Origin of the sequence: Polaribacter cellanae (assembly GCF_017569185.1) — a bacterium.
GTDB lineage: Bacteria > Bacteroidota > Bacteroidia > Flavobacteriales > Flavobacteriaceae > Polaribacter > Polaribacter cellanae.
The window spans coordinates 4,008,238-4,033,175 of sequence record NZ_CP071869.1 but is presented as its reverse complement, the minus strand read 5'-3'; the positions used below and the strand labels follow the sequence as shown (position 1 = coordinate 4,033,175).

Genomic DNA, 24,938 nt, shown 5'->3' with positions numbered 1-24,938 from the left:
TGACAGAAAAACCATTAAAAACAACTAAACTAAATTTTTATAAAATTAGGGTTATTAAAATGTATAAGCTATGGTAAGTCTTCCGTTAATTTTGGGTTCATTTTGCCAACCAACATAGGTACTATATGAAGATCCAGAAAACAAATGTTTATTTAATAGGTTGTTTATATTTAAGTTTATCCTAAGGTTTCTATTTCGCCAAGATATACCACCATCTAACCTAAAATAATCTGGTAAAATAGCTTCATTATCAGCGGACCATGCCCAAGATGAACGATCTATTTGGTATTGGTACCCTAAAGAAACCCCAATACCTTTTAGTACAGTTTCATTTGGAAATGTATAATTTAACCAACCGTTTGTAATGTGTTTAGCATAGCCAGTCATTTTAGTGCCTATTTTTTTAGGATCGGTGTCTTTTGTAATCTCAACATTGGTATTGGCATAATTAAAAATTACATCTAACTGAGGTGTTAATCTACCTTGAACGTCCACTTCAATTCCTTTTGATTGTACTTCTCCTAACTGAATAGAAAAATTCGGGTTTTCAGGGTCGGCAACCAAGATATTTTCTTTGGTAATTTGATAAGCGGTAATGCTTGTATTTAGTTTGCCGTTAAACCATGTTTTCTTAATTCCACCTTCAATATCTTTGGCTTCTACTGGTTTAAATTTTTTATTAGTAAAACTTGCCCCAAATTGCGGAGAGAACGACTGATCATACAAACCGTATACTGTTAAACTAGGTAGCACATCGAAACTAAGCCCAACTCTAGGTGTAAGTTTACTGTTTTTAGTTTCATTGCCATAAGCAAATACTTTCATATCTGTATATCTGGCTGCTAATGTTAGCCTTAGTTTGTTTTTTAACATCCAAATTTCATCTTGTAAATATAATGCGTTGTAGCTGTTTCCTTGATGGTTGGCTAGCCCTCTTACTTTTATAGGTTTGGACCTATCAAATTTTGGGTAAACAGCCTTACCATAAACAGGATTGTAGATATTAAAAGGTGTTACGTCTATACTTTCTTTTTGAGACCAATCTGCATAATAACTTAGGTCTCGATAGTCATAACCTCCCATAATTTTGTGTATTATAGTTCCTGTATTGAGCTCGCCATTAAAGTAAATTTGCGCTAATTGATTTGTACTAAGTGCGTCCCAAATACTTATTTTTCTATCTGCGTTTCCAGCATTATCTATACCCCAAACCCAAAAGCTAGCACCTTCTTGTTCGTATTTAAAATAAGCATGTTGTGCTTCAATGGACCACTTGTCATTAAATTTGTGGGTAATATTTGTTATTACACTAAAATCGTCAATTTTTGTTTTTGGAAAACCTCTATCAATTGACGTATAATCATAGTCAAAAGCACCAAGCCCATCCTCGGGTAAAGCAAATACATAGGCGGATCCTAAAAGCATATTTGCTTTTTGATATGTAAGTTCTGTGGATAGTGAAGTTTTGTTACTAATCTTATATTTTAACGAAGGCACGATACTAAATCGATTTGAATTTTCAAAATCTCTATACGAATCAGCTGTTTGATACATTCCATTAAATCGATATTGAAGCTTTCCGTCTGAAGTTAATTTACCTCCCGAATCCAATGTACCTCTAAATGTATTAAAGCTTCCTGCTGTTAGGGTAATCTCATTAATAGACCTTTCCGTTGGTTTTTTTGTAACCACATTATAAAAACCACCTGGCTCTCCAGCAGACATCATAAAACCTGATGGACCTTTAACAAATTCTATACGCTCTACCATAGACATATCTTCAGATAATGGTCCCCAAGGCATTTCTACATTCATACCATTTCTAAACGCTGGGAGTTTAAAACCACGCATATTAATACGAGCAAAATTGCCCCAATGCTCAATCATTTGTGCGCCACTAATGTTTTTAGTAATGCTTTCCATCATATTTAGAATGCCTTGGTTCTCCAGTAGATCCTCACTTATTACCTGTATGTTTTGAGGTAGTTTAATAATCTCTGTCTTCAAACGAAGTGTAGTTGAAGCCTCCTTTTCTAAAAATTTATTCTTAGCATTACCTTTAACCACAACTTCATTTAAACCTTCTGTTTCAACGATTAAAATAATTTTAGGAATAAATGTAGTTTTGTTAGCATTAATTTTAGTTTCAAGTTTTAAAGTTTTATACCCCACATTACTTATAATCACAGTTGCTCTACCAGGACTTAAACCAGTTAGTTTAAAAGTTCCATCTGTTTTTGTATATGTACCAATAGACGAGTTTTCTATAGACACATTTACATAAGCTACAGGGTTTCCATCTTCTCCTACAACCCCCCCTTTTATTTCTCCTGATTGAGAATAAACCAAAGAGGTTATAAATAATGTGAAAAAAGTTTTTATTATTGTTTTCATAAGGATTGTTTTTTCGAGTACTCAGTTTTTTTTTAACAATGAGGTTATTCTTATTTTCTTTTTTTTAGGTTACTCTATATTTTCAAAAAAATATGCATACTTTTTTTTCTTAAAAATCTTATATTTAAATTTGTTATTTATATTAAGTCTAAATAAATTTACTGCGCAAATCTAATACTAGTTAAGCTCAGAAAAAAGACGGTTTATGGATAAAAAAAGACGTAAAAAAAACAAATGGAAAGCTTCACATATTATTAAAGAGAATGGTTGTTTAGAGGAACTTATAGGCACTATTAGTAACAAAATCCATAATAAAGAAAATGCTCTTAAAGAATATTCAATATCCCCTTCTTATGGAAAAGGAACCATATCCATTTACACTTTTAACGATATTTGGCTTAGCATAAGTAATTTTAAGCTGCACAATGATCTTTTGCTTACCTATGAAAAACAGTACAATTCACTTCAGCTAGTATTTTTATTAGATGGCGAAAAAATCATAACCCTCAATGGAGCCAATAAAGACATTGTGTGTGAAAACCAGCAATGTTACATGGCAAAAATCTATGATGTGAATGGAAACACCAGAATCTCTGGGGGCAAGCTATATAAAGAAATAAAAATAAGATTATCGCCTATATTTCTAAAAAAAATGGGAATCGAAAATCAATTGACCTTTAAGGATTTAACGGATACTAAACTTATAAGACCGATCACAAATGAATTGTCCAAGGTACTTAGAGAGTTAGAAGATTACAAATTACAGGGCATTAACCACAGGCTTTTTTTTAATGCAAAAGTATTGGAACTTCTTGTGTTTCAAATAGAAAACTATAAAAGCTCAAAACCCACAAAAGCATTAAACGGCAATACAGAGGTTATAAAACATCTTTATGGTATTCGCCAATATATTATAGACAATATTCACAAAAACTATACTATAAAAGAACTGTCATTAAAAGTTGGCTTAAACGAATTCGTCTTAAAAAAAGAGTTTAAACGGATTTTTGGTTATTCCGTAAACCAATTCAGTAGGAAAGAGAAAATGCGTTTTGCTCAAAATTTATTAAAAACGACCCAGATTCCAATTTATGAAATTGCCGAAAAAATTGGATACAAAAATGCAACACACTTTAGCGTCGCATTTAAAAAGTACACCGGTATCACGCCCAAAAAATTTAGGATGCGTTTATAATATGATATGGATTATTAGGTAACATGGCCTTTTATCGGTTGTCGAAATTTATTTTACAATTCAAACCCATAAATTACCATGTTCTTAAATTGTAGGCACCATCCCAAAATTGATATTCTAAATGGCTCGAAGTAATAAAAGCGTCCGTCATTAAATTTTGTTGGGCTTTTGTACAATTTAAAGCCAACCGATCTGTAATCTTTATTGCCTGTTCTACTAAAGTATTGAATTCCTCCCCTCCATAGGTGTCTATCCACTTTTGGTACGGATTATTTACCGACTTTAGATTTGTAGTAATATAATGCCCTACCTCTCTATAAATCCAGAAACAGGGCAGTACTGCAGCAACAGCTACTTCTATATTTGCTAAAGTTGCCGTACTTTTTAAAGTGTGGGCATAGTGATGACAACTGGGCTGCATACTACCTTTATCGGTTAAATTAAAGTCTTTAAAATAGGACTCATGAAGTGCGTTTTCTACAACAATGGCACCTTCTGCAAAACGGATAAAGGTAAGAGTATCGTTTATATTTTCAATTCGACTTGCAATTAAAGATAGGCTTCTGCCAAAGTGTTCTAAATAATGCGAATCTTGCGCCATGTAGAATTTAAATTTTTCTTTGGGTAAAGTGCCATCTGTTAATTCTGCAATAAATGGCATGTTTAAAATACGGTTATAAATGGGCTGTATTTGTTTCCAGACATTAGTGGACCAATTCATTTTTAATAAGTTTTTGTGGATTGAAAAAGTGATTTAACGGACCATTGCCTTTACCAATGATAACGTCCCTACCATGGTAGATTGCCTCTTTTGTATAATCTTGCCCCAATGTAACAGCATCCAACATTGATTTTCCTTGCGCCAAATAAGACGCGATTGCAGATGATAAACTACAGCCCGAACCATGGGTATTCTTTGTGTCATATTTTTTGAAATGAAACTCGTAAACCTTACCATCTCCACTAAAAAATAAGGACGTAAGCCGAGCCGTTTTCAGGTGACCTCCCTTTAGCAATATATTTTTAGCTCCTAATCCTTTAATCTTTTTGCCAGCCAGGTACATGTCTTCAATGGTTTCAATTTTCATGTTGGCCAATATTTCGGCTTCATCAAGATTGGGCGTAATAATATCTGCTATGGGAAAAAGTTTGTTAACAATGCTTTGAATGGTCTCGTCCTCTATTAATTTATGGCCACTGGTAGCTACCATAACAGGATCAAAAACCAGCGGTATTTTAGGGTATTTACCCAAAGTGTTAACTATGGTGTTAACCAGTTCGCAGGTATGCACCATGCCTATTTTTAGGGCATCAGGAAAAATATCTTCCAGTATTACCGCAATTTGTTCTTTTACAGCTTTATAGGGAATTGGGTAAATGGTATTTACGCCCATTGTATTCTGAACGGGTAAGGCCGTTAATACTGAAGTGGCAAAACAGCCCAGAGCCGAGATGGTTTTAATGTCTGCCTGTATGCCAGCGCCTCCACTTGGATCGAAACCTGCAATGGTAAGAGTTGATGTGTACCTATATTTTTTCATAATGCTTTTTCAATTTGATTTCTAATTTCTATTGCTGCCTTCATAGGGTCTTTTGCCAAGCAGATTGCCGAGGCTACAGCAATGCAATCGGCTCCTGCTTTTATGACGTTAGATACATTTAACGAATTCATATTACCTATGGCAATCAATGGTTTATCGGTTAGGTTTCGGATTTCTGAAACGCCTTGTAACCCCCATTCGGTTATGGTATTTTTTTTTGTGGATGTTTTAAATACAGGACTTACCGCCAAACAGTCGGAAACCTCCGCTTCTTTAGTATTGAGCTGTTCTAGAAATTCAATGGAATACCCAATAGACCTACAGTCCTTCCACACAGCGCTAATATATGATGGTGCTATGTCGTTATTTCCTACGTGTATTCCATAGGCCTTAACTTTTTGGGCCACTTCTAAATTATCATTTATTATCAATGGTGTGCCGGTTTTAGCAAGAACATCCTGTAAACGGAAGGCTTTCTCAACAAACTCTTGGGTAGAGGCTTTTTTCTCTCTCAATTGCACAATATCTACACCTCCCAAAATGGCTTGTTCCGCTACTGTTAGGAAATGTCTTTCTGCACAACCTTTTTCTGAAAGCACTAAATACAGTTTAAAGGGAAAGTTTTCTTTCGTCATATTTTTTCTAGTTGTATATGATGCATAAATTCCTCTTCTGTAATGTTATACAGTTTGTCGAGCAGTAGCATTTGTAAACTTCCGGGCCCTTTTGCGCTTTTAGCAGCAATTTCCCCACAGACACCCATTAGAGCAGTTGCAGCGGTTACAGCTGCTGTTCTATCCTCTATTACAGCTATAAACGCCCCTATAATTGCGGTTGCAGAACAGCCCAACCCTGTTACTTTTGTCATTAGGCTGTTTCCGTTTTTAACCCGTACTTGCTGTCCTTTTGAGATAATGATATCCGTTTCTCCCGATATACAGATCGTTGCCCCAAAAGTTTGGTTGAGTACCTTGGCCGCTTCAATGGCCTCAGTACTTTGAGCGGTACTATCCACTCCTTTTGTTTTGGTTGCATTAAATTTAGCAAGTGCCAAAATTTCTGAGGCGTTGGCTCTAATTACCGTTGGTCGTAAAGCTATTAATTTAGCCAGTGTACGATCTCGATAATGGGTTGCCCCAGCTCCAACAGGGTCTAAAACGAAAGGTTTTTTTAACGCATTTGCTTTTTCTGCAGTAGTTAGCATAGATTGTACCCAATATTCATCTAGAGTCCCTATGTTAATTACCATCGCTTCACACAGACCGACCATTTCGTCAATTTCCTGGTGCGCATGAGCCATAATTGGTGAGGCTCCAACAGCCAATAAAGCATTGGCGGTATTGTTCATTACGACATAGTTGGTGACGTTATGAACCAAAGGTGATGTTTTGCGGACAAGTACAATATTGTTCCAGATAGAAGTTGCCATAACTTTATTTTTTAAAATATAAATACGGCTAAAAGGTTCTCTAAAATGAGAAGAAATGAAATAAAAGGAAGAAATGTATTTCTAACTTTTCCCTACGCCAGTGTTAACTGAATCAGGTTCAAAGGGACTGTCTCAATTCTTTGCAGAATACCCCTAAAGCCAGTACAAAAATAATAAAAAAAGTGCTTTTTTTTACTTTAATTTTAAGTATTTATTAAAATAGATTTTTTGATGGATATCTTTTTTGAACCTGTCGTCTCGTAAAATATTAGTTAAACATTCCATATTTAAAAAGCGGGCTTAACTTTAAAGATGAAAAATTAAAAGAGGAATTTATATATTGAGGATAAACAATTCTAAATAGATGAAGTTTCTCAAAAACCATTTTTTATCTTTTTATATAAAATTTGATACCAAAAATGAAGCTGTCTCATAAATATTAGAATTTATCATCGACTATAATGAAGAAATCTTATTCATTGAATTTCTATTTTTTTTTAGATTTTTCGACTTCGCTCAAAATGAAAGCTAAATTTACTTTTGAGACAGCTTCATTTTTTATTTTGTTTTAAAAAAACTATTCTTTCGACAAAACAATTTTAGAAATCATTAAATTATTACCTTTTGTTGCTTTTGTTTTTAGAATTAATTTACCATCATTACTATCTTCTCTCATTACGTGAAATTTCACCCATTTTCCTTCTTTCCCTTGATGGTTTCCTAATTTTACTTTTCTTCCTTCAAACTCTAAGAAACCTTCCCTTCCTTGCTTGTTCCAATCGTTAAATTCTACGTAAAAAGTTCCTAAAATTCCGGCAGGACATTCAATTTCTATTGTTATTTCTTCTCCATACCAAACTGTTACAACATTGTCTTTCCAAAAACCATTTGCTTTTACCTTGTATTTTGTATCTTTAGAAACTTCAACAATATCTAATGCTGGTTTCCAAGGTTTATTGGTTTCTTTTTCATTAAAATTTCCTGCAGCGTTTATTTCAAGAATTACGTTTTTAAATTGACTATTGGTAGCCACATCTTCCACTTGTGGTATTAACGGAAAAAGATTTTTAATAAAAGGAATACTTACGGATTGTTCTGGAGCAAAATCCGATGTTTTCATATATGCTGTTAAACTATATTTCAACTGATTTGCAACTACGTTTTTAGTATTATTTAGGTCGAAACCAGAGATTAATAACTTTCCTTTTCCTACCTTAAATTCGAAAATTGCACCTTCTTTATTATTTCTATGAAAATCGTCTACAACCTGAGCAATAGGCTTATAATTTGCTGGTAAATCGTTTAAAATAAAGCCTTTTGTTTTATTTTTAAACGTTTCCCATTGCCAATCGCTATGAAACTTTGTTGGAAATTTATCGAAGGCTGGATGTTTGTCTTTTAACAACATTCCAATATTGGTTTTTCCTTGACCAGGGAAAAAAGTTAACGACCAATACAAAGGATAAAAACCAACATTTACACTGTTTTCTGTAGTTCCTAAATTATTTGCAACCAATAAAACTTTTGCTCCGTTTTCTAATGCCTGTAAAGTCTTATCATCTAATTGATCTGAAATAAGAATGGCACTATTATCTACTTTAGGCAACTCTTTTGGAAACACCCAAATTTGCCATTCGTTTTTATATTCTGTTCCTTTTAATTGTAAAGAAATCGTAAGTTCATCTGCATTTGTAATCTCATTTAATGGAAAAGAAATATTCCCTAAATTTATTAACGAGCCAATTTTAACATTATTAATATTCCAAGCATCTTCTTTTAATACTTTTCCTTCGGAAGTAAGAATTTTCATTTGCACAACTCCATTTTTAATCGCATTATTTCCATAATGAGATAGTTGTGCTTTTGCTTGGTAAACCTCGTCTGTAGACCATATAAATTTCTTCATTCGAAGTAATGGAACGGTTTCTGTAAAATGTTCTCTAAATTTTTCTGGTGTGGTAATTCCTTTACTATCCCAATGAGCATCTAACCAACCTATTAAAGCTTCTCCTTGTCCTTGGTAATCTTGCATGCTTAGTAATTGCACTCCTGCACAACTTTTTGTTCTTAAGAAAGATTCTGTTTCATATTTATACATAATTTGATTTAATGCTCCAGATGCCATTTTAAAATCTTCATCTTGATCTACAATTCCGTTTTTCTGAGCAACAGCTCTAAACTCTTCGAAATTTCTTGCTTTTAAAACTCCTGTATATTTATCGATTTCTGTCCAAGATGGGTATACTGGCCATTGCCCAATTTCATGTGCAATAATTGGAATATTCATTTTATTATATACAGCCTCGAAATCCCAATCTGTTCCAGGACCATTTAAACCTCTTGTTCTACCAACATTTGGTATGTAATGTGTTGCCATATAATCGTCTACTGTTGTTATTTTTCTTGCAGTAGAAATTGCGTATAGTCTTCTTGGATCTTTCTTTTTAAGGTCTGCAATCCAGTTTTTCATTACATCGAAATCTGAATTTCCTAACTCGTTTCCAATACAAAACATGGTAAATGATGGGTTATTTCCATAATAATCTACGACTCTATTCATTTCTGCAATTACAAATTTGTCTCTTTTGGAATCTTTTCCTAAACCTTTTGGATGCCCTTTTGTATCCATTTCTGGTCTCCCTTTTTTCTTCATATCTTCACTCATCCACCAATCTATCCAAATAGAAGCTTCTGCTTGCATATAAATTCCCACTCTGTTTGCGGCTTTAAATGCTGCTTCTGGTGGACACCAAGAATGGTAACGAACATGATTTAATCCGTAATCTTTATAAATCTCGAAAATTCTTATCCAATCTTCTACTTTTGTAGATGGATAACCTGTTAATGGAAAATGCACACAGTCTAAATTGCCTCTTAAAAAAACTGGTTTTCCGTTTACGGTAACTCTGGTTCCATCGTGCGAAAATTGTACAAAACCAAATTCTGTTTCGTAAATATCGTTATTTTTCCCTACATTTAAGGTTACTTTTAAATTATAAACTTCTGGTGTAAATTCGGACCATTTTTTTAGTTTTCCTTTCAAATTCAAAACAATTTCTTTTGAATTTTCTCCGACAACCAATTTTTCTTTCTCCTTGGTTTTAAAGGCTATTTTATTTGTTTTTACATCAATAATTTCTATTAAAAAAGTTCCTTTTCTTTTTTCTGATGAAATAATTGCAACATCTAATTTTAATTGATCTTTATCTACCAAAGGAAACGTTCGAATCGATTTTATAAATGAAGGATCGTTTGCAATTAATTCGATTTTTCCCACAATTCCATTCCAAATACTTTGGGTATATTCTCCATAAGCATGCCCTTTATCGCCAATATTATGAATCATGTCGTTATTTACTCGGATTGAAATTTTGTGTTTTCCTGGCTTCAATTTTCCAATTGGATGAATATGAGGCGTTCCCAAACCATCTTGTGTGGTAAATTTTCTACCATCGATATACACTTGAGATTCCCATAAAACACGTTCTAAAAAAACTTCAATTGTTTTATTTTTCCAATTTTTTGGAACTGTAAATTCTCTTTCGTACCAAGCGACTCCAATGTATTTATAAGCCGGGGTTAAAATTCCAAAATCGGAACCCACCGTTTTTTCTCCAATTGCGGCTTCTGCCAAACTTCCTGGCAATTGCATTTGTTTTTTTACTTTGCTTTTATCTAACTGAACATGCCAAGTTCCTTGTAGATTTAATATATTTTGCGCTTTTAAAACTGTGGAAAAAGCTATTAATAAGATAAATATGATTGTTATTTTCTTCATTATTAGGGTTTATATATGTAAGTAATTTTTTTCTATTAATTTTTGATGAATTACAGCACCATCATGATTGATGTTTTCTTGTAATACTTCCTCGAACTTTTTTTGAGCTTTTGCTATTTTTTTTAAACCAAGGAAACCTAATCCCATTAAATAATTACAATGGATTTTATTTCTATTGTTTAAATCGTCTTCCCAAATTAACAAATCTGGCAACGAAACTGCAAAATAATCTAATTTTACTTCATCATTAAAATGAGTTTTTCCGTAATTTAATAAATTATTAAACCTTGTTTTTGCTTCTTCATTTTTATTTAATTTTTGAAAAGCCAAACCTTGATAAAATATTTTATCTGGTTGTTGGTCATTATAAAAAATCGCTGGAGATGGTTCTGATAATCCTTCTGAAGCCTTTTCCCAATAGTTTTCTGCCAATTGCTGTTCTCGCAAACCTTCATAAGCACAACCCAACCAATAATTTATATCGTTTTCTTGGGTTCCTTCTAATTTCCCTTCTCCTAAATTATTGGGATATTTTTCGGTTTTTTCAAGGAACTCAATGGCTTTTTTAAATTCTCCGTTTGAAATGGATTTTTTAGCAATTGCAATAATTGCAAACAAATACTGCCCAGAAACTTTCCCTTCTCCTCCTTCCCAAGGATAAAATTGTCTGCTTATTAACAAATCTAAACTTTTCGAATGTTCACCTAAATGATTATAAATGGTACATTTTTCGAGATATAAATCGTCTCTAAACTCTACCAATTCTGGATGTGTATTAAATAATTCCAATCGCTTTTCAATTGAATAGTTCAATCTTTTGTACAGTTGATCCAGTTCCATTAAAACTCTTGCGTCGGTTTTATCTAACTCAAAAGCTCTCTCTAAAGCTTTTACTGCTTTTTCTTTATCATCTAACTTATTAAAATACGCCAAAGACAAATTTCTATGGACTGTTGCGAAATTATCATCTATATTTTTTGAAGATTCCCAACAAGAAATTGCATTTGAATATTGTTTTTTATCGTACCATAAATTTCCTAAATGATACTGTGCTTTGGCATCGTCTTTTTTTAATTTAATTGCCGATTTTAATGCAGCAATCGCTTCTAATCTGTATGCAAAACATCCATTTGCATCTCTGTCTTTCAATAATTCTAACGCTTTATTCTCATTTCCATACTGGGCATAAAACCAAGAAAGAAAATAAAATGCCAACGGATTTGTATCGTTTGTAGAAATTCCTATTTCGAGCAACGAAACCGCTTCTATATAAAGCCCTGCATTTGCATAATCTAAAGAAAATTCAATATAATTATTGATGTTATTTCTTATGATATTTTTTAATTGCTGAAGAGTTTCTGATTCTTCAAAAATTAAATAGCTTTCAAAAATTGCTCCAAAATTAAATTTATCCAAAGTCAAACTATCTTCAATTAACTTTTTTGCTTCCTCCTTTTTACCTGTTTTTCTTAATAAAGAAATTTTTAAAACACGTGCTTTATGGTTGTGCCAATTTCTTACCAACGATTTATCAATCAACTCTAAAGCCAATTGTAACTTACCTTGTAAAGTGGCAATTTGCGCCAAATGAAAATACGCTGCATCCTGCCAAGCAGCATTCCAAGCAGATTTATAAAATGCTTTGTAAGCCTTATCATATCTTTCTTGATATTTTAAAGATTGCCCTAAATTATAATAAGCCTCACTATCATAAGGATTCGGATTTCTCTCTGTTAACGTTTCAATTGCCTTGTTAAAATACGCTTCCGCTTTTTCAAATCGTCCTGCTCTTAACAATAACAAACCCATTGCATTGTTGCATCGAACGTCAGTTGGTTCTCTTCTTAAGGCCTCCAAATAGTATTCTTTTGGGTTGTAAGTTGCGTGCCTATATTGCTCTAAATGCAAACCTCTCAAAAATAATTGCTCAATACTTTCTATTTCTTTTGGAGATTTTGCTGGTTTTGCTGGTTCTGGTAATTTTTTACCTGAAGTGTCTTTTGGCTGATATGAAACCAACACATTTCCAGCTTCATCTTCTAAAGAAAGTTTATAATCCGTTTCAGGAATAGAAGTATCTATTTTTATTATTTTTTCGTAAGAATTTTTCGGAGAAGCATCTACAACTTCTTCTAAAAACACCATTCCGTTTGCTTTTAATGTTATTTTAGAATTCTTATAAGCACCTAAAGTATAAAACTTTACAACAGCTTTACCTCCATTAAAAACAATATTTAGCATGGCTTCTTTTGTAGCATTTTTTACTACGCCTAAATCTCTGTAGGGCATAAAGTATTGCGAAAATGTTTTTTCTTCAAAAGGATGCATCCAAGAAAAATCTGGCTGATTATCTGTATAAACTCCACACATTAGCTCAATATACGGTCCATCTTCGTCCGTTAGATTTTTATCCCAAGCTTTGCCAAATTCTCCATTCCCCCAAGTCCATTGCTTTTTTCCAGGAGAAACATTGTTATCTGCAACATGTAACAAACCACCTTGACTATCATTTTCGAAACCGCCTACAAAATTATAATCGCTATTTATGGCCATATAAGAAGTTGGAACTGGAATATTTTTATAACGAGAAATATCTGTTCCTGGAGCATAATCTTTTTTATAATAAACTCCAGTTGCAATTGGAAAATCGGAAACATCTCTTTTTCCATGATCGAAAACCGCATTTACATCTGGTGGAAAAACAGATTGATAATCGTTATTTACTTTTACAGCAGGGTTTGCCCACCATAAAAAAGTTTGTGGCTGTTCAGTTCTATTGTATAATTTTACTTTAATTTCCAAATAAGCTTTTTCTGGATGCAAGGTAAAACCAGCCATTCCTTTGGTTCTAAACATTCGTTCTACTTCGCTACACCAAATGGTTTTACTGCCATCCGCATTTTCTTCAATATCAAAATCAACAGGACTATAAGTAGATGGTCTGTGATGTTGTGGCCAGTTAAATTCGATTCCGCCAGAAATCCAAGGACCTGTTAAACCTACCAAAGCTGGTTTTATAACATGGTTATAATACACAAAATGACGTTCCTTCGTTTTATCGTACGCCATTTGTACACGACCTCCCAATTCTGGTAAAATCATTATTTTTACAAACTCGTTTTCTAAATAAACAGCTTGCCATTCTTTGTCTATTTTTGTATTGCTAATTTTTTCTATTACAGGATTTGGATATACTTTTCCAGAACTTCCTTGATAGACTCTGTTTTCTAAAAAAACAGGATTTTTTTCAGGCTCGCCAACTTCATAAGTAGGAATTACTACTTTTTCTTTCCAAACTTTTACAGCATTCATACGTTTGCTTTTTTACTTTATATTTTTATAGATTTCTCTACATCCACAATTTCTTCTTCTATTTCTTCCAACGACTTTCCTTTTGTTTCTGGTAATCTCTTATAGATAAATATAAAACCAGCTAAAGAAATAAAACCATACATCCAAAAAGTTCCTGAGGCACCTAAAAAGTGATTCAGTAATGGGAAAGTATAGGTTAAAATAAAGCAAGCAGACCATAATGCAACTGTTGCTACAGCCATTGCTGCTCCTCTAATTTTATTGGGGAAAATTTCTGACAAAACCACCCAAGTAATTGGTGCCAAAGACATTGCATAACATGCTATTGCAGTAATTACCAATACTAATAATGGCCAACCACTAATTTTAAAAAAGTAAGCGGCTCCCATTAACGTGTAAATTCCTGCCAATCCTCCAGCTCCTAAAAGCATTAATGCACGTCTTCCCCAACGATCTACTGTAAAAATTGCTACAAACGTAAAAATTAGGTTTACACTTCCTGTAATTACAATGTTAAAAAGGATGGCTGATACTCCATAACCTGCTGATGAAAATATTTCGTCTGCATAATTAAAAATTACATTTATTCCACACCATTGTTGAAATACTGCAATTACAACACCAATTAATAATATCTTTTTAACATTTGGTTTAAAGAGTGCCTTAAAATTTACTTTTTCTATAACTCCTTTAGAAGTTTCTCTTATTTGGTCGATTTGTGTTTGCGCGTACTTTTGTCCGCCAATTAAAGTAAGTGTTTTTAATGCTTTCTTTTCATTTCCTTTTTTTACCAACCATCTTGGACTTTCTGGCACAAAAAACATCAATATAAAAAATAAACCTGCAGGGATTATTTCTACCCAAAACATCCATCTCCAGCCAGTTTGTCCGTTCCAAGAGTTTAAAATTTCTAAATCTGTAGCATTTATGGCTACTGGTTCTGCCAATTGCCAGTTGACTAATTGTGCTGCTAAAATTCCGACTACGATTGTTAATTGATTTAAGGAAACAAATTTTCCTCTTACAGCACTTGGAGAAATTTCTGCGATATACATTGGCGATAAATTAGATGCCAAACCAATACCAACTCCACCAATAATTCGATACATAATAAAAATTGTAAATGTGTCTGTTGCTCCTGTTCCTATTGCTGATACGATAAATAGAAATGCTGCTAAAATCAATAGTTTTTTTCTACCATATTTATCGCTTAGTATTCCAGAAAAAATGGCACCTATTAAACAACCAATTAATGCACAACTCATTGCCCAACCTTGTAAAGATGGAGAATCTGCAATATTAAAAAACTTCTCATAAAAAGGTTTTGCACCACCAATTACTACCCAATCGTATCCAAATAAAAGTCCTCCCATGGCTGTAACCAAAGATATACTGATTAGAAAACGATAATTAAAAGTGTTTTTTATACTCATAATTCTTTATTTTAGGCGGAAACTCTTTTTTAATGTTTGTAAATGTAATTTTAAATACTGATAAAACAAATAGAGAATAATTTTATAAACATGGATTATCTTACGATTTTTATATTAATTTTATAAAATGAAAAAAAAAGAAGGTTTTAATGAAGAAAAATCGATTGTTTTACCAAAAAGCATCATCAAAGATTTAAAGAAAAATAAACTTGTAAACTCTTTGTTAGTTACAGACATAGGTTATTACCCAAATGCTTATCATCATTATAGAAAAAGAAAAGGTATTTCTCAAAACATTCTAATTTATTGTGTAAATGGTGAAGGCTGGGTAGAAATAGATGAAAAAAAACAGCAAATAACCGAAAACGAATATATTATTATTTCCGCAGAAACTGCTCATAAATATGGTGCGAATAATAACAATCCATGGAGTATTTATTGGATTCATTTTACAGGAAACAAAGCAGAAAGCCTCATAAATCATCCGAATAAAAAAGTAGCTATTCATTTAACTTCAAACTCTAGATTTAGAGATCGAATTTTACTTTTCGAAGAAATTTTTAACAATTTAGAAATGGGTTATAGCAAAGATAATTTAGAATATGCCAACATTTGTTTGTGGCATATGTTAGGTTCTTTACGATATGTGTCTCAATTTAGAAAAGTAAAAGAAATACAAGCTTCAGACAGGATTTCGAAAAGTATTACTTACATGAAAGAACACTTAAACGAGAAAATAAGTTTAGATACTTTGGCAAAAGACGCACAACTTTCTGTTTCTCAATTCTGTACACTTTTCAAGAAAAAAACGGCGATTTCTCCATTAAATTACTTAACCCATTTAAAAATTCGAAAAGCGTGTAATTTGTTAGATTTTAGCGATTTAAAAGTAAATGAAATTGCAATAAAAGTTGGCTATCAAGATTCTTTTTATTTTTCTCGTGTTTTTACAAAAACAATGGGAAATTCGCCGAGAAATTATCGAAATTTAAAGAAAGGATAAGTATTTATTTTGCAGTTTTAAAATTGAATTTATTATCCAAAAATTCAACTATAATGGGTTTCGATCTATTGTAAATAGGTTCAAACATTATTGGTATCAACCAAACTGTTTTCAAAAAACAATAAATATTTTGGCTAAAATCAGCTGAATCGTTATTCTATCAATAAAATTGAAAGAATTTGATTGTTAAAAATAATATATCCAGTAAAATTATTTCAGAAATAATAAAAAATTACTTCTTATCAACCAACATTTCTGGGGTTGCAACCGTTCGAAAACCAATATGGTCTGCACTTGAGCTTGGTTCCATTCCCATTTTTGCAGAAATTCTAAAACTTGCACAATAAGAAGCATGACATAAAAAAGAACCACCTTTCATAACGTGTTCTAATTGATATGGATTCGAAGGTGTATAAGAACTATCTGCTCCTCTAGGGTTATTTAAAACTTCGTTAGAGTTTAATGATTTATAATAATTTACATTAAATAAATCTGTTGTCATTTCCCAAACATTTCCAGCCATATCATACAAGCCAATACTATTTGGAGGATACGATTCTACAGGAGCAATATATTCGAAACCATCCAAAGAATTATTTTTCGTAGGAAATTGACCTTGCCAAGTATTTGCATTTGCATTTAGTTCTGCAAAGTTATTTCCCCAAGTAAAAGTGTCTGCCGTATTTTTTCCTTGCGCTGCAGATTCCCATTCTGCTTCTGTTGGCAACCTTCTATTTGCCCATTTACAATATGCCAAAGCATCGTTGTAACTAACATGAACTACTGGGTAATTGTCTTTTCCTTCAATAGAACTTCCTGGACCTTCTGGTTGTTTCCAGTTTGCACCAATTTTCCAGATCCACCATTGTTGGTAATTATTCATAGAAACCACTTTTCTTGCGTGTTTGTTAAAAATTAAACTTCCTGGTTGTAAAATAGAATCTGCTGGTTTTTTGGTTCTTGCTGGTAGATCTTTTTTAATTTCGTCCCAATCAATTGGTTTTTCTGCTGTTGTAACATATTTGGTAGCTTCAACAAATGCTCTAAACTGCCTGTTTGTAACCTCATGAACATCAATAAAAAAACCATCTACAGAAACTTTGTGTGCTGGTTTCTCACGCATCATTGCATATTGGTCGTCTTCTTTTGCCCCCATTAAAAATGTTTTTCTTTCAACCCAAACCATTTCATCTGGCGTTTTTACATCCTCTTTTAAAACAGTTTTCGTTACTTTTTCACTTTTATCTAAATTTTTAACTTTTTCTTTTTTGTCACAAGAAATTATAAAAGAGCCACATGTAAAAAATGAGATTATTGTAAATTTTGTTTTAAAAGTCATAATTTTTAAACGTAAATGTATAATTTGTAACTAACAAGCACAGGTAATCACCTGTAAAGCAGTAAGTTGTTTTTTTTAATATTCAATAAAAGAGCTTTAAACTTCTTTTTAAAAACAATTACTAAAAGCTAAATCTTTAATATTTAGCAAAAATAAAATTAGGCTAATTTTTTCATTCCAATTTCTAAATTAAACTAAAAAACCATCTTTATTTACTGTAAATAAACTATTTAAGTAGTTTAATCTTTTAAAAAAAGATAGACTGATTAGTTCCTATAATTCCATTAGGCCATTATTTAATATTTTTACAATAACATATTACAAAGGTACATATTGAAATTTATTATTAAGTTATTTTGTATTTTGATTTTTTTTTTGTTCAAAATATTTGTGCACAGACTAAAATAGAATTTTCGCAACTTGAGAGAGAAAATACTTCAACCTAAATTATTACTTATGCTAAAATAAGATTGTAGTGCTTGGGATTTTAAAATGCATAACTAATACTTTTTTTGCATTTTTAACTGATAATTGTTTTTTTATTATTAATTTAGAATTAATGAAACTCCATTTATTAGATAGAAGCACCAATAATACAGCGATTTCTGTAAGAATTAATAGTTATCCTAATTTTTTAAAAATCTGGCATTATCATCCAGAGTTAGAACTAGTAACAATTTTAAAAAGTAAAGGCACACGTTTTATAGGCGATAGCATTAAAAAATTTCAACCTAAAGATGTGGTTTTAATTGGAAAGAATTTACCACATATGTGGTTAAATGATGGTAATTATTTTGAAGAAAGTAGCACCCTAAAAGCTGAAGCAATTTCTGTTCATTTCAAAGAAAATTTTTTAGGAGATGTTTTCCTAGATTTGCCTGAAATGAAATCAATCTCTCAACTATTTGAGAAAGCAAAACAAGGTATTTATTTTAAAAATGTACCTAAGAAATTAAGGCAAGATATAAAAGGTTTAGTTACTTCTTCCGATTTTTATAAAACGCATCAATTTATAGATATTCTATACAAGCTCTCTATCCATAAAAACTTTAAATTACTGGCCAGTTCTGGATATACGAAATCACTACAAAAGGAAGACTCTACATTATCTAACCAAGTAATAGCATATATTTTTAAGAATTTTAATCAAGAAATTAGTTTAAGTAGTGTTGCAAAAATTGCGAAAATGAATACAGCCGCTTTTAGTAGATCTTTTAAACGTGTGCATCGTAAAACGTTTTCTAAATATGTAAACGAAATAAGAATTGGTTATGCATGTAAATTACTTCAAGAAAATCAATTAAATATTGCTACAATCGCTTACGAATCTGGTTTTAATAACCTATCTAACTTTAATAGACAATTTAAAAATATTAAAAATATCTCCCCTTCAACTTATTTAAAAAAACATATAAATTACACTAAATAACTAAAACAAAACATTAAAGTGCAAAAATAGTATTAGCCTATGTTGAATATGTAGTGGATTTTACGTTTGCTCTAAATTACATTTGTAAAGCAATAAAATGTATACAATGAAACAACCAATTACAATAACCAATATAGTAACAAAAGATGTTCGTTTTCCAACCAGCGACTCGCTAGATGGTTCTGATGCAATGAATCCAGATCCAGATTATTCTGCGGCTTATCTTATTTTAGAAACAAATTATCCCGAGTTAGAAGGTCATGGATTAACATTTACGATTGGTCGTGGAAACGAATTATGTGTTGCTGCCATTGAATCATTATCTCATTTAGTAGTTGGAAAAACGTTAGAATCGTTCACTAAAAACATGGGCGATTTTTGGAGAATGATTACAGGAGATAGCCAATTACGTTGGTTAGGTCCAGAAAAAGGTGTTATTCATTTAGCCACAGGTGCAGTTGTAAATGCAGTTTGGGATTTGTACGCAAAAGCAGAAAAAAAACCTCTTTGGAAATTAATTGCAGACATGTCTCCAAAAGAATTTGTAAAATGTATAGACTTTACTTACATAACAGATGCTATTACACCAAAAGAAGCGTTAGAAATTCTTCAAAAAAACGAAACTACAAAGCAAGAACGAATTAATAATTTATTAGAAAATGGGTATCCTGCTTACACCACTTCTGCAGGTTGGTTAGGTTATAGTGACGATAAAATGCGAAGACTTTGCCAAGAAGCAAAAGCAGAAGGTTTTAAGCATATGAAAATAAAAGTTGGTTCCGATTTGCAAGACGATATGCGTCGTGCACAAATTATTCGTGAAGAAATTGGAGACGATTTACAATTAATGATGGATGCCAACCAAAAATGGGATGTGGATGAAGCAATAGAAAATATGGCTTCATTAAAGAAATTCAACCCCTATTGGATTGAAGAGCCTACAAGTCCTGATGATATTTTAGGACATGCAAAAATCGCAAAAGCAGTTGCACCTATTAAGGTAGCAACTGGCGAACATTGTCAAAATCGTGTAATCTTTAAACAATTAATTATGGCAGATGCTTTACAAATTTGCCAAATTGATAGCTGTAGAGTTGGTGGCGTAAACGAAATTTTAGCGATTCTTTTAATGGCTGCAAAATACAAAGTTCCAGTTTGCCCTCATGCTGGAGGAGTTGGTTTGTGCGAATACGTACAACATTTATCGATGATCGATTATATTTGTGTAAGTGCAACAACAAAAGATAGAATTATAGAATATGTAGATCATTTACACGAACATTTCTTTGAACCGGTTGTGATTGAAAATGGCGCTTACATGCCACCAAAACAACCAGGTTATAGTATTACAATAAAACCAGAATCTTTAAAAGCCTATACTTTTCCTAATGGAAAAATATGGGCAAAAAAACTTCAATTACAATAGTTATGATATTCAGTTTAAAAGAAAAAACAGCAATTATTACAGGTGGAGGAAGTGGCATTGGAAAAGCAATTTCAACCACATTTGCAAAGCAAGGAGCTCATGTTTGTATTCTAGATTTTAATGAAACAAATGGAACATCTACAGTTGCTGAAATTGAAAACATGAAAGGTTCTGCACATTTCTATAAATGCGATGTTTCGAATCAAGAACAAATGGAAAATATTATTGCAGTAATTTCTAAAAACAAAACAATCGATATTTTAATTAACAATGCAGGAATTGCTCATGTTGGAAATATAGAGAACACAAATCCCGAAGATTTAGATCGTTTATATAACGTAAACATTAAAGGAGTTTATAATGGAATAAAAGCGGTAATTCCTTATTTTAAAAAGAAAAAAAATGGTGTAATTATTAATATGGCATCCATTGCATCTTCTGTCGGAATTTCTGATCGATTTGCCTATTCTATGACCAAAGGAGCTGTTTTAACTATGACATATTCTGTCGCAAAAGATTACGTCGCAAACGGAATAAGATGTAATTGTATTTCTCCTGCACGTGTACACACACCTTTCGTTGATGGATTTATAAAACAAAATTACCCAAATAATCAAGCAGAAATGTTCGAGAATTTATCTAAAACACAACCCATTGGAAGAATGGGAACACCAGAAGAAATTGCAAATCTTGCATTGTATTTATGTAGTGATGAAGCTTCTTTTATTACAGGAACAGATTTTCCAATAGATGGCGGATTTATTAAATTAAATGGCTAATTTTAACAGCAATATTTTAATAGGTTTTAAAAATCTATCATATTATAAAAAATAAAAAACATTAAAATGAAACTCATAAGATTCGGTGCAGAAGGCAATGAAAAAGCAGGACTTCAATTAGATGACAAACGCATAGACATTAGTACTTTTGGCGAAGATTACAACGAACGTTTTTTCGAAACTGACGGATTAAATCGTTTAAAAGATTGGTTAAAAACTAACGAATCTAATTGCCCTATAGTTAATGATTCTGTAAGATTAGGTTCGCCAATCGCAAGACCTTCAAAATTAGTTTGTGTCGGATTAAATTATGCAAAACATGCAGAAGAAGCTGGTATGACAGTACCAAAAGAACCAGTATTATTCTTTAAATCTACAACTGCGATTGTTGGTCCTAACGACGATGTTGTAATTCCAAAAAACAGTACAAAAACCGATTGGGAAGTAGAATTAGCAATCGTTATTGGTAAAAAAGCGTCGTATGTAAATTTAGAAGATGCAGAAGATTATATTGCAGGCTATGTATTGCATAATGATGTTTCTGAACGCGCTTTTCAAATTGAAAAAGAAGGCCAATGGTGTAAAGGAAAAGGTTGCGATACATTCGCACCTCTTGGACCATTTTTAGCAACAAAAGAAGAAATTAAAGACCCAAATAATTTAGAATTATGGTTAGAAGTAAATGGCGAGCGTTTACAACATTCATCAACATCCGATTTTATTTTTAACGTACAAGAAGTTGTCTCTTACATTAGCCAGTATATGACATTATTGCCTGGAGATGTTATTTCTACAGGAACACCTTTTGGAGTTGGCTTAGGCTTCAATCCTCCAAAATATTTAAAAGCTGGAGATGTAATGCGTTTGGGAATTGAAGGTTTAGGAGTTTCAGAACAAAAAGCAATCGATTATAAATAATGAAAATAGACGCACATCAACATTTTTGGCAATTTAATCCGCAAAAAGACACGTGGATTACAAACGAAATGACCGTGCTTAAAAGTGATTTTTTTCCTAAAGATTTAGAGCCTTTATTAGAGCAACATCTATTTGATGGTTGTGTTGCAGTGCAAGCAGGAACTTCAGAAAAAGAAACCTTATTTTTATTACATTTGGCTGAAAAGAATCCGTTTATAAAAGGAGTTGTAGGATGGTTAGATTTATGTGACAAAAATATTCAAGAACGATTACATCATTTTTCAACTTATAAAAAACTAAAAGGTTTACGACATATTGTACAAGCAGAACCAAATGGCTTTATGCTTCGTAAAGATTTTCAAAGAGGAATTTTAGCTTTAGAAAAACACAACTTAACGTATGATATTTTAATATTTCCACATCAATTAGAAGAAGCTATTGAATTGGTTTGCAAATTTCCGAATCAAAAATTTATTTTAGACCACTGTGCTAAACCGTACATTAAAGATAAAAAAATAACGGTTTGGAAAAATCATATTGAAAAATTAGCAAGTTTTAAAAATGTTGTTTGTAAAGTTTCAGGTTTATCTACAGAAGCAAATTGGAATACTTGGAAAAAAGAAACCATAAAACCATATTTAGAGGTAGTATTTAATGCTTTTGGAACGAATCGAACCATCTTTGGAAGTGATTGGCCAGTAAGTTTATTAACTGGAAATTACTCTAAAATAGTAAATTTAATTGAAGATTATATTTTACAATTTTCTAAAACAGAACAACAACAAATTATGGGACTAAATGCCCAAGAATGGTATTCTTTAGACAACTAAGATTATGGATTTAAAACTAAAAGATAAAGTAATTATTGTTACTGGTGGTTCCAAAGGAATTGGTAATGGAATCTGTAATGTATTAGCAGAGGAAGGTGCAATTCCTGTAATTATTGGTAGAAATAAACCAAATGTTTTAGATGCCGTCCAAAAAATAAAAGATAAAGGTGGAAAAGCCTTTTACGCTTTTGCAGAATTAACAGACAAACAAGCTTGCGAAGATGCTGTAAAGAGTGTAATTAATAAGTTTGGCAGAATTGATGGATTGGTAAATAATGCAGGTGTTAACGATGGTATTGGTTTAGAAAACGGAAATTACGACGATTTTATGACCTCCATTCAGCGAAATGTAACCCACTATTATGCAATGGCGCATTTTGCGTTACCAGAGCTTAAAAAAAGTAAAGGAGCAATTGTAAATATTGGCTCTAAAACCTCGGTTACAGGACAAGGAAAAACCTCTGGATATGCTGCTGCAAATGGAGCAAGAAATGCATTAACCAGAGAATGGGCCGTAGAATTATTACCTTATAAAATTCGTGTAAATGCTGTAATTGTGGCAGAATGTTTTACGCCATTGTATAAAAAATGGTTAGATACTTTTCCAAATCCTGAAGAAAAATTAAATAATATTACCAAAAATATCCCTTTAGAAAATAGAATGACAACAGATATAGAGATTGCAAATACAGTGGCCTTTCTATTGTCAGAAACCTCTAGCCATACAACAGGACAACTCGTCTTTGTAGATGGTGGATATACTCATTTAGATCGCTCAATATAATTATGAAAAACACCTCAAAAATTTCAGTAGTATCCAAAAAGGTACTCATTCCTTTTATTCTAGTAACTTCTTTGTTTGCTCTTTGGGGCTTTGCAAATGCAGTTACAGATCCTATGGTAAATGCTTTTAAAAAAGTATTAGAACTTACAAACACTCAAGCTTCATGGGTTCAAATGGCTTTCTATGGTGGCTATTTTTGTATGGCAATACCAGCTGCATTATTTATGCGAAAATATTCCTATAAAGTTGGAGTATTAATAGGTTTGGGGTTATATGCTGTGGGTGCTTTGTTATTTTACCCAGCTGCAATTACAGAACAATTTTGGTTTTTTTGTTTAGGATTGTATGTTTTAACTTTTGGATTGGCTTTTTTAGAAACTGCTGCAAATCCGTATATTTTAGCAATGGGAGCCAAAGAAACTGCTACACAACGTTTAAACTTAGCACAATCTGCAAACCCTATTGGATTGATTGCAGGATTATTAGTCGCTAAATTTTTTGTATATGATAATTTACAATCAGACGATATTGCAAATTTTGGTGCTTTAGATGAAGCAAAAAGAGCAATGATTAAAGTTGCAGATTTGGCAGTAATTCGAGATCCTTATGTAATTTTAGGATTGGTTATTTTAGTTGTATTCGTTTTATTTTTAGTAAATAAAATGCCCCAATCAAAAGAAGAAGGAACAATGCCTAGCTTAAAAGACACTTTTAAAAAACTTTTAACCAATAGAAAATATGTTTTAGGTGTAATTGCTCAAATATTATATGTTGGAGCTCAAATTATGACCTGGACTTACATATATCAATATGCAGAAGCTATAGATTTAGCAAATGCAAATGTAGTAGGTTACGAAAAGATAGACGTTTTTACTTACCAATTTATAGCATTTGTATTATTTACATTAGGTCGAATTGTAGGAACTGCAATGCTACGTTTTATGAGTCCAGGAAAACTTTTAATGTCTTTTGCTTTACTTGCAGGCGCATTTGTTTTAACAGCCATATTTGTGGAAGGAGTTTTCGGATTGTATGGTATTGTAGGAGTCTCTTTTGCAATGTCTTTAATGTTTCCAACAATTTATGGAATTGCCTTAAATGATTTAACTGAAGAGCAATCTAAAGTAGGTTCTGCAGGATTGGTTATGGCAATTGTTGGTGGCGCTTTACTACCTATGTTGCAAGGAGCAATTATAGATGCTGGAGGAAGAGGGGTTGCAGACACTAAAATAATGGGGGTTACAGAAATAAATTTTTCTTTTATCTTACCTTTAGTTTGTTTTGTTTACATAGCTTGGTATGGTTTAACTGTATTTAAAAAACACGAATTAATAAATCTTTAAAAACT

18 protein-coding genes and 1 riboswitch are annotated in these 24,938 nt (G+C 32.2%); of the genes, 9 read left to right on the top strand and 9 right to left on the bottom strand.

Translation table 11 applies throughout. The features are described from left to right. Window positions 1-54 precede the first annotated feature (54 nt). Window positions 55-2,394 (bottom strand): TonB-dependent receptor, encoded by a 2,340-nt coding sequence (locus J3359_RS17735; RefSeq protein WP_208078482.1) that lies wholly within the window; start codon window positions 2,392-2,394, stop codon window positions 55-57. Between the two features lie 205 nt (window positions 2,395-2,599). On the opposite strand from J3359_RS17735, the gene J3359_RS17730 reads away from it, so the two are divergent. After that, window positions 2,600-3,589 (top strand): AraC family transcriptional regulator, encoded by a 990-nt coding sequence (locus tag J3359_RS17730; RefSeq protein ID WP_208078481.1) that lies wholly within the window; start codon window positions 2,600-2,602, stop codon window positions 3,587-3,589. Between the two features lie 73 nt (window positions 3,590-3,662). On the opposite strand, the gene tenA is transcribed toward J3359_RS17730, so the two are convergent. The 7 genes from tenA to J3359_RS17695 form a co-directional block, all read right to left on the bottom strand. Beyond that, the gene (gene tenA, locus J3359_RS17725) at window positions 3,663-4,310 is read right to left on the bottom strand and encodes a thiaminase II (RefSeq protein WP_208078480.1); all 648 of its coding nucleotides are present in this window, start codon (window positions 4,308-4,310) and stop codon (window positions 3,663-3,665) included. Then, complete coding sequence (gene thiD, locus J3359_RS17720; protein ID WP_208078479.1) at window positions 4,294-5,130, bottom strand: bifunctional hydroxymethylpyrimidine kinase/phosphomethylpyrimidine kinase; 837 nt, start codon at window positions 5,128-5,130, stop codon at window positions 4,294-4,296. The genes tenA and thiD overlap by 17 nt, the downstream gene beginning before the upstream one ends. Further along, window positions 5,127-5,765 (bottom strand): thiamine phosphate synthase, encoded by a 639-nt coding sequence (thiE, locus tag J3359_RS17715; protein ID WP_208078478.1) that lies wholly within the window; start codon window positions 5,763-5,765, stop codon window positions 5,127-5,129. Before thiE ends, thiD begins: the two co-directional genes overlap by 4 nt. After that, window positions 5,762-6,559 carry a hydroxyethylthiazole kinase gene (gene thiM / locus J3359_RS17710; RefSeq protein WP_208078477.1) on the bottom strand — a complete coding sequence of 266 codons (798 nt, stop codon included), beginning with the start codon at window positions 6,557-6,559 and terminating at the stop codon, window positions 5,762-5,764. The genes thiE and thiM overlap by 4 nt, the downstream gene beginning before the upstream one ends. A 72-nt stretch (window positions 6,560-6,631) precedes the next feature. Further along, window positions 6,632-6,724: riboswitch (TPP riboswitch) on the bottom strand. Window positions 6,725-7,136: 412 nt separating this feature from the next. Beyond that, complete coding sequence (locus J3359_RS17705) at window positions 7,137-10,337, bottom strand: DUF8487 domain-containing protein (protein ID WP_208078476.1); 3,201 nt, start codon at window positions 10,335-10,337, stop codon at window positions 7,137-7,139. Window positions 10,338-10,346: 9 nt separating this feature from the next. Next, window positions 10,347-13,649, bottom strand: coding sequence for a DUF5107 domain-containing protein (locus tag J3359_RS17700; RefSeq protein ID WP_208078474.1), 3,303 nt, complete (start codon window positions 13,647-13,649; stop codon window positions 10,347-10,349). 17 nt (window positions 13,650-13,666) lie between these two features. Next, on the bottom strand, window positions 13,667-15,082 hold the full coding sequence (locus tag J3359_RS17695; protein ID WP_243765954.1) for a sugar porter family MFS transporter: 1,416 nt from the start codon (window positions 15,080-15,082) through the stop codon (window positions 13,667-13,669). A 127-nt stretch (window positions 15,083-15,209) separates the two neighbouring features. On the opposite strand from J3359_RS17695, the gene J3359_RS17690 reads away from it, so the two are divergent. Further along, a complete protein-coding gene (locus J3359_RS17690; RefSeq protein WP_208078473.1) occupies window positions 15,210-16,085 on the top strand; it encodes a helix-turn-helix domain-containing protein in 876 nt (291 codons plus the stop codon). A gap of 232 nt (window positions 16,086-16,317) precedes the next feature. Here J3359_RS17690 and J3359_RS17685 read toward each other — a convergent pair whose 3' ends face one another. Beyond that, entirely contained in the window at window positions 16,318-17,424 is a 1,107-nt protein-coding gene (locus tag J3359_RS17685; protein ID WP_208078471.1) for a formylglycine-generating enzyme family protein, read from the bottom strand. A 559-nt stretch (window positions 17,425-17,983) separates the two neighbouring features. Between J3359_RS17685 and J3359_RS17680 the strand changes: the two genes are divergently transcribed. From J3359_RS17680 to fucP, 7 genes are all read left to right on the top strand, one after another. Continuing rightward, on the top strand, window positions 17,984-18,853 hold the full coding sequence (locus J3359_RS17680; RefSeq protein ID WP_208078469.1) for an AraC family transcriptional regulator: 870 nt from the start codon (window positions 17,984-17,986) through the stop codon (window positions 18,851-18,853). Between the two features lie 106 nt (window positions 18,854-18,959). Beyond that, entirely contained in the window at window positions 18,960-20,279 is a 1,320-nt protein-coding gene (locus tag J3359_RS17675; RefSeq protein WP_208078467.1) for an L-fuconate dehydratase, read from the top strand. Then, on the top strand, window positions 20,252-21,058 hold the full coding sequence (locus J3359_RS17670; RefSeq protein WP_243765953.1) for an SDR family NAD(P)-dependent oxidoreductase: 807 nt from the start codon (window positions 20,252-20,254) through the stop codon (window positions 21,056-21,058). Before J3359_RS17675 ends, J3359_RS17670 begins: the two co-directional genes overlap by 28 nt. A gap of 66 nt (window positions 21,059-21,124) precedes the next feature. Continuing rightward, the gene (locus tag J3359_RS17665) at window positions 21,125-21,976 is read left to right on the top strand and encodes a fumarylacetoacetate hydrolase family protein (RefSeq protein ID WP_208078465.1); all 852 of its coding nucleotides are present in this window, start codon (window positions 21,125-21,127) and stop codon (window positions 21,974-21,976) included. Beyond that, window positions 21,976-22,806 carry an amidohydrolase family protein gene (locus J3359_RS17660; protein ID WP_208078463.1) on the top strand — a complete coding sequence of 277 codons (831 nt, stop codon included), beginning with the start codon at window positions 21,976-21,978 and terminating at the stop codon, window positions 22,804-22,806. Before J3359_RS17665 ends, J3359_RS17660 begins: the two co-directional genes overlap by 1 nt. Window positions 22,807-22,810: 4 nt before the next feature. Then, window positions 22,811-23,590, top strand: a complete 780-nt coding sequence (locus J3359_RS17655) for an L-fucose dehydrogenase (RefSeq protein WP_208078462.1) — start codon at window positions 22,811-22,813, stop codon at window positions 23,588-23,590. A 2-nt stretch (window positions 23,591-23,592) separates the two neighbouring features. Beyond that, window positions 23,593-24,933: an L-fucose:H+ symporter permease gene (gene fucP / locus J3359_RS17650; RefSeq protein ID WP_208078461.1), complete on the top strand. Its 1,341-nt coding sequence runs from the start codon at window positions 23,593-23,595 to the stop codon at window positions 24,931-24,933. Window positions 24,934-24,938 lie beyond the last annotated feature (5 nt).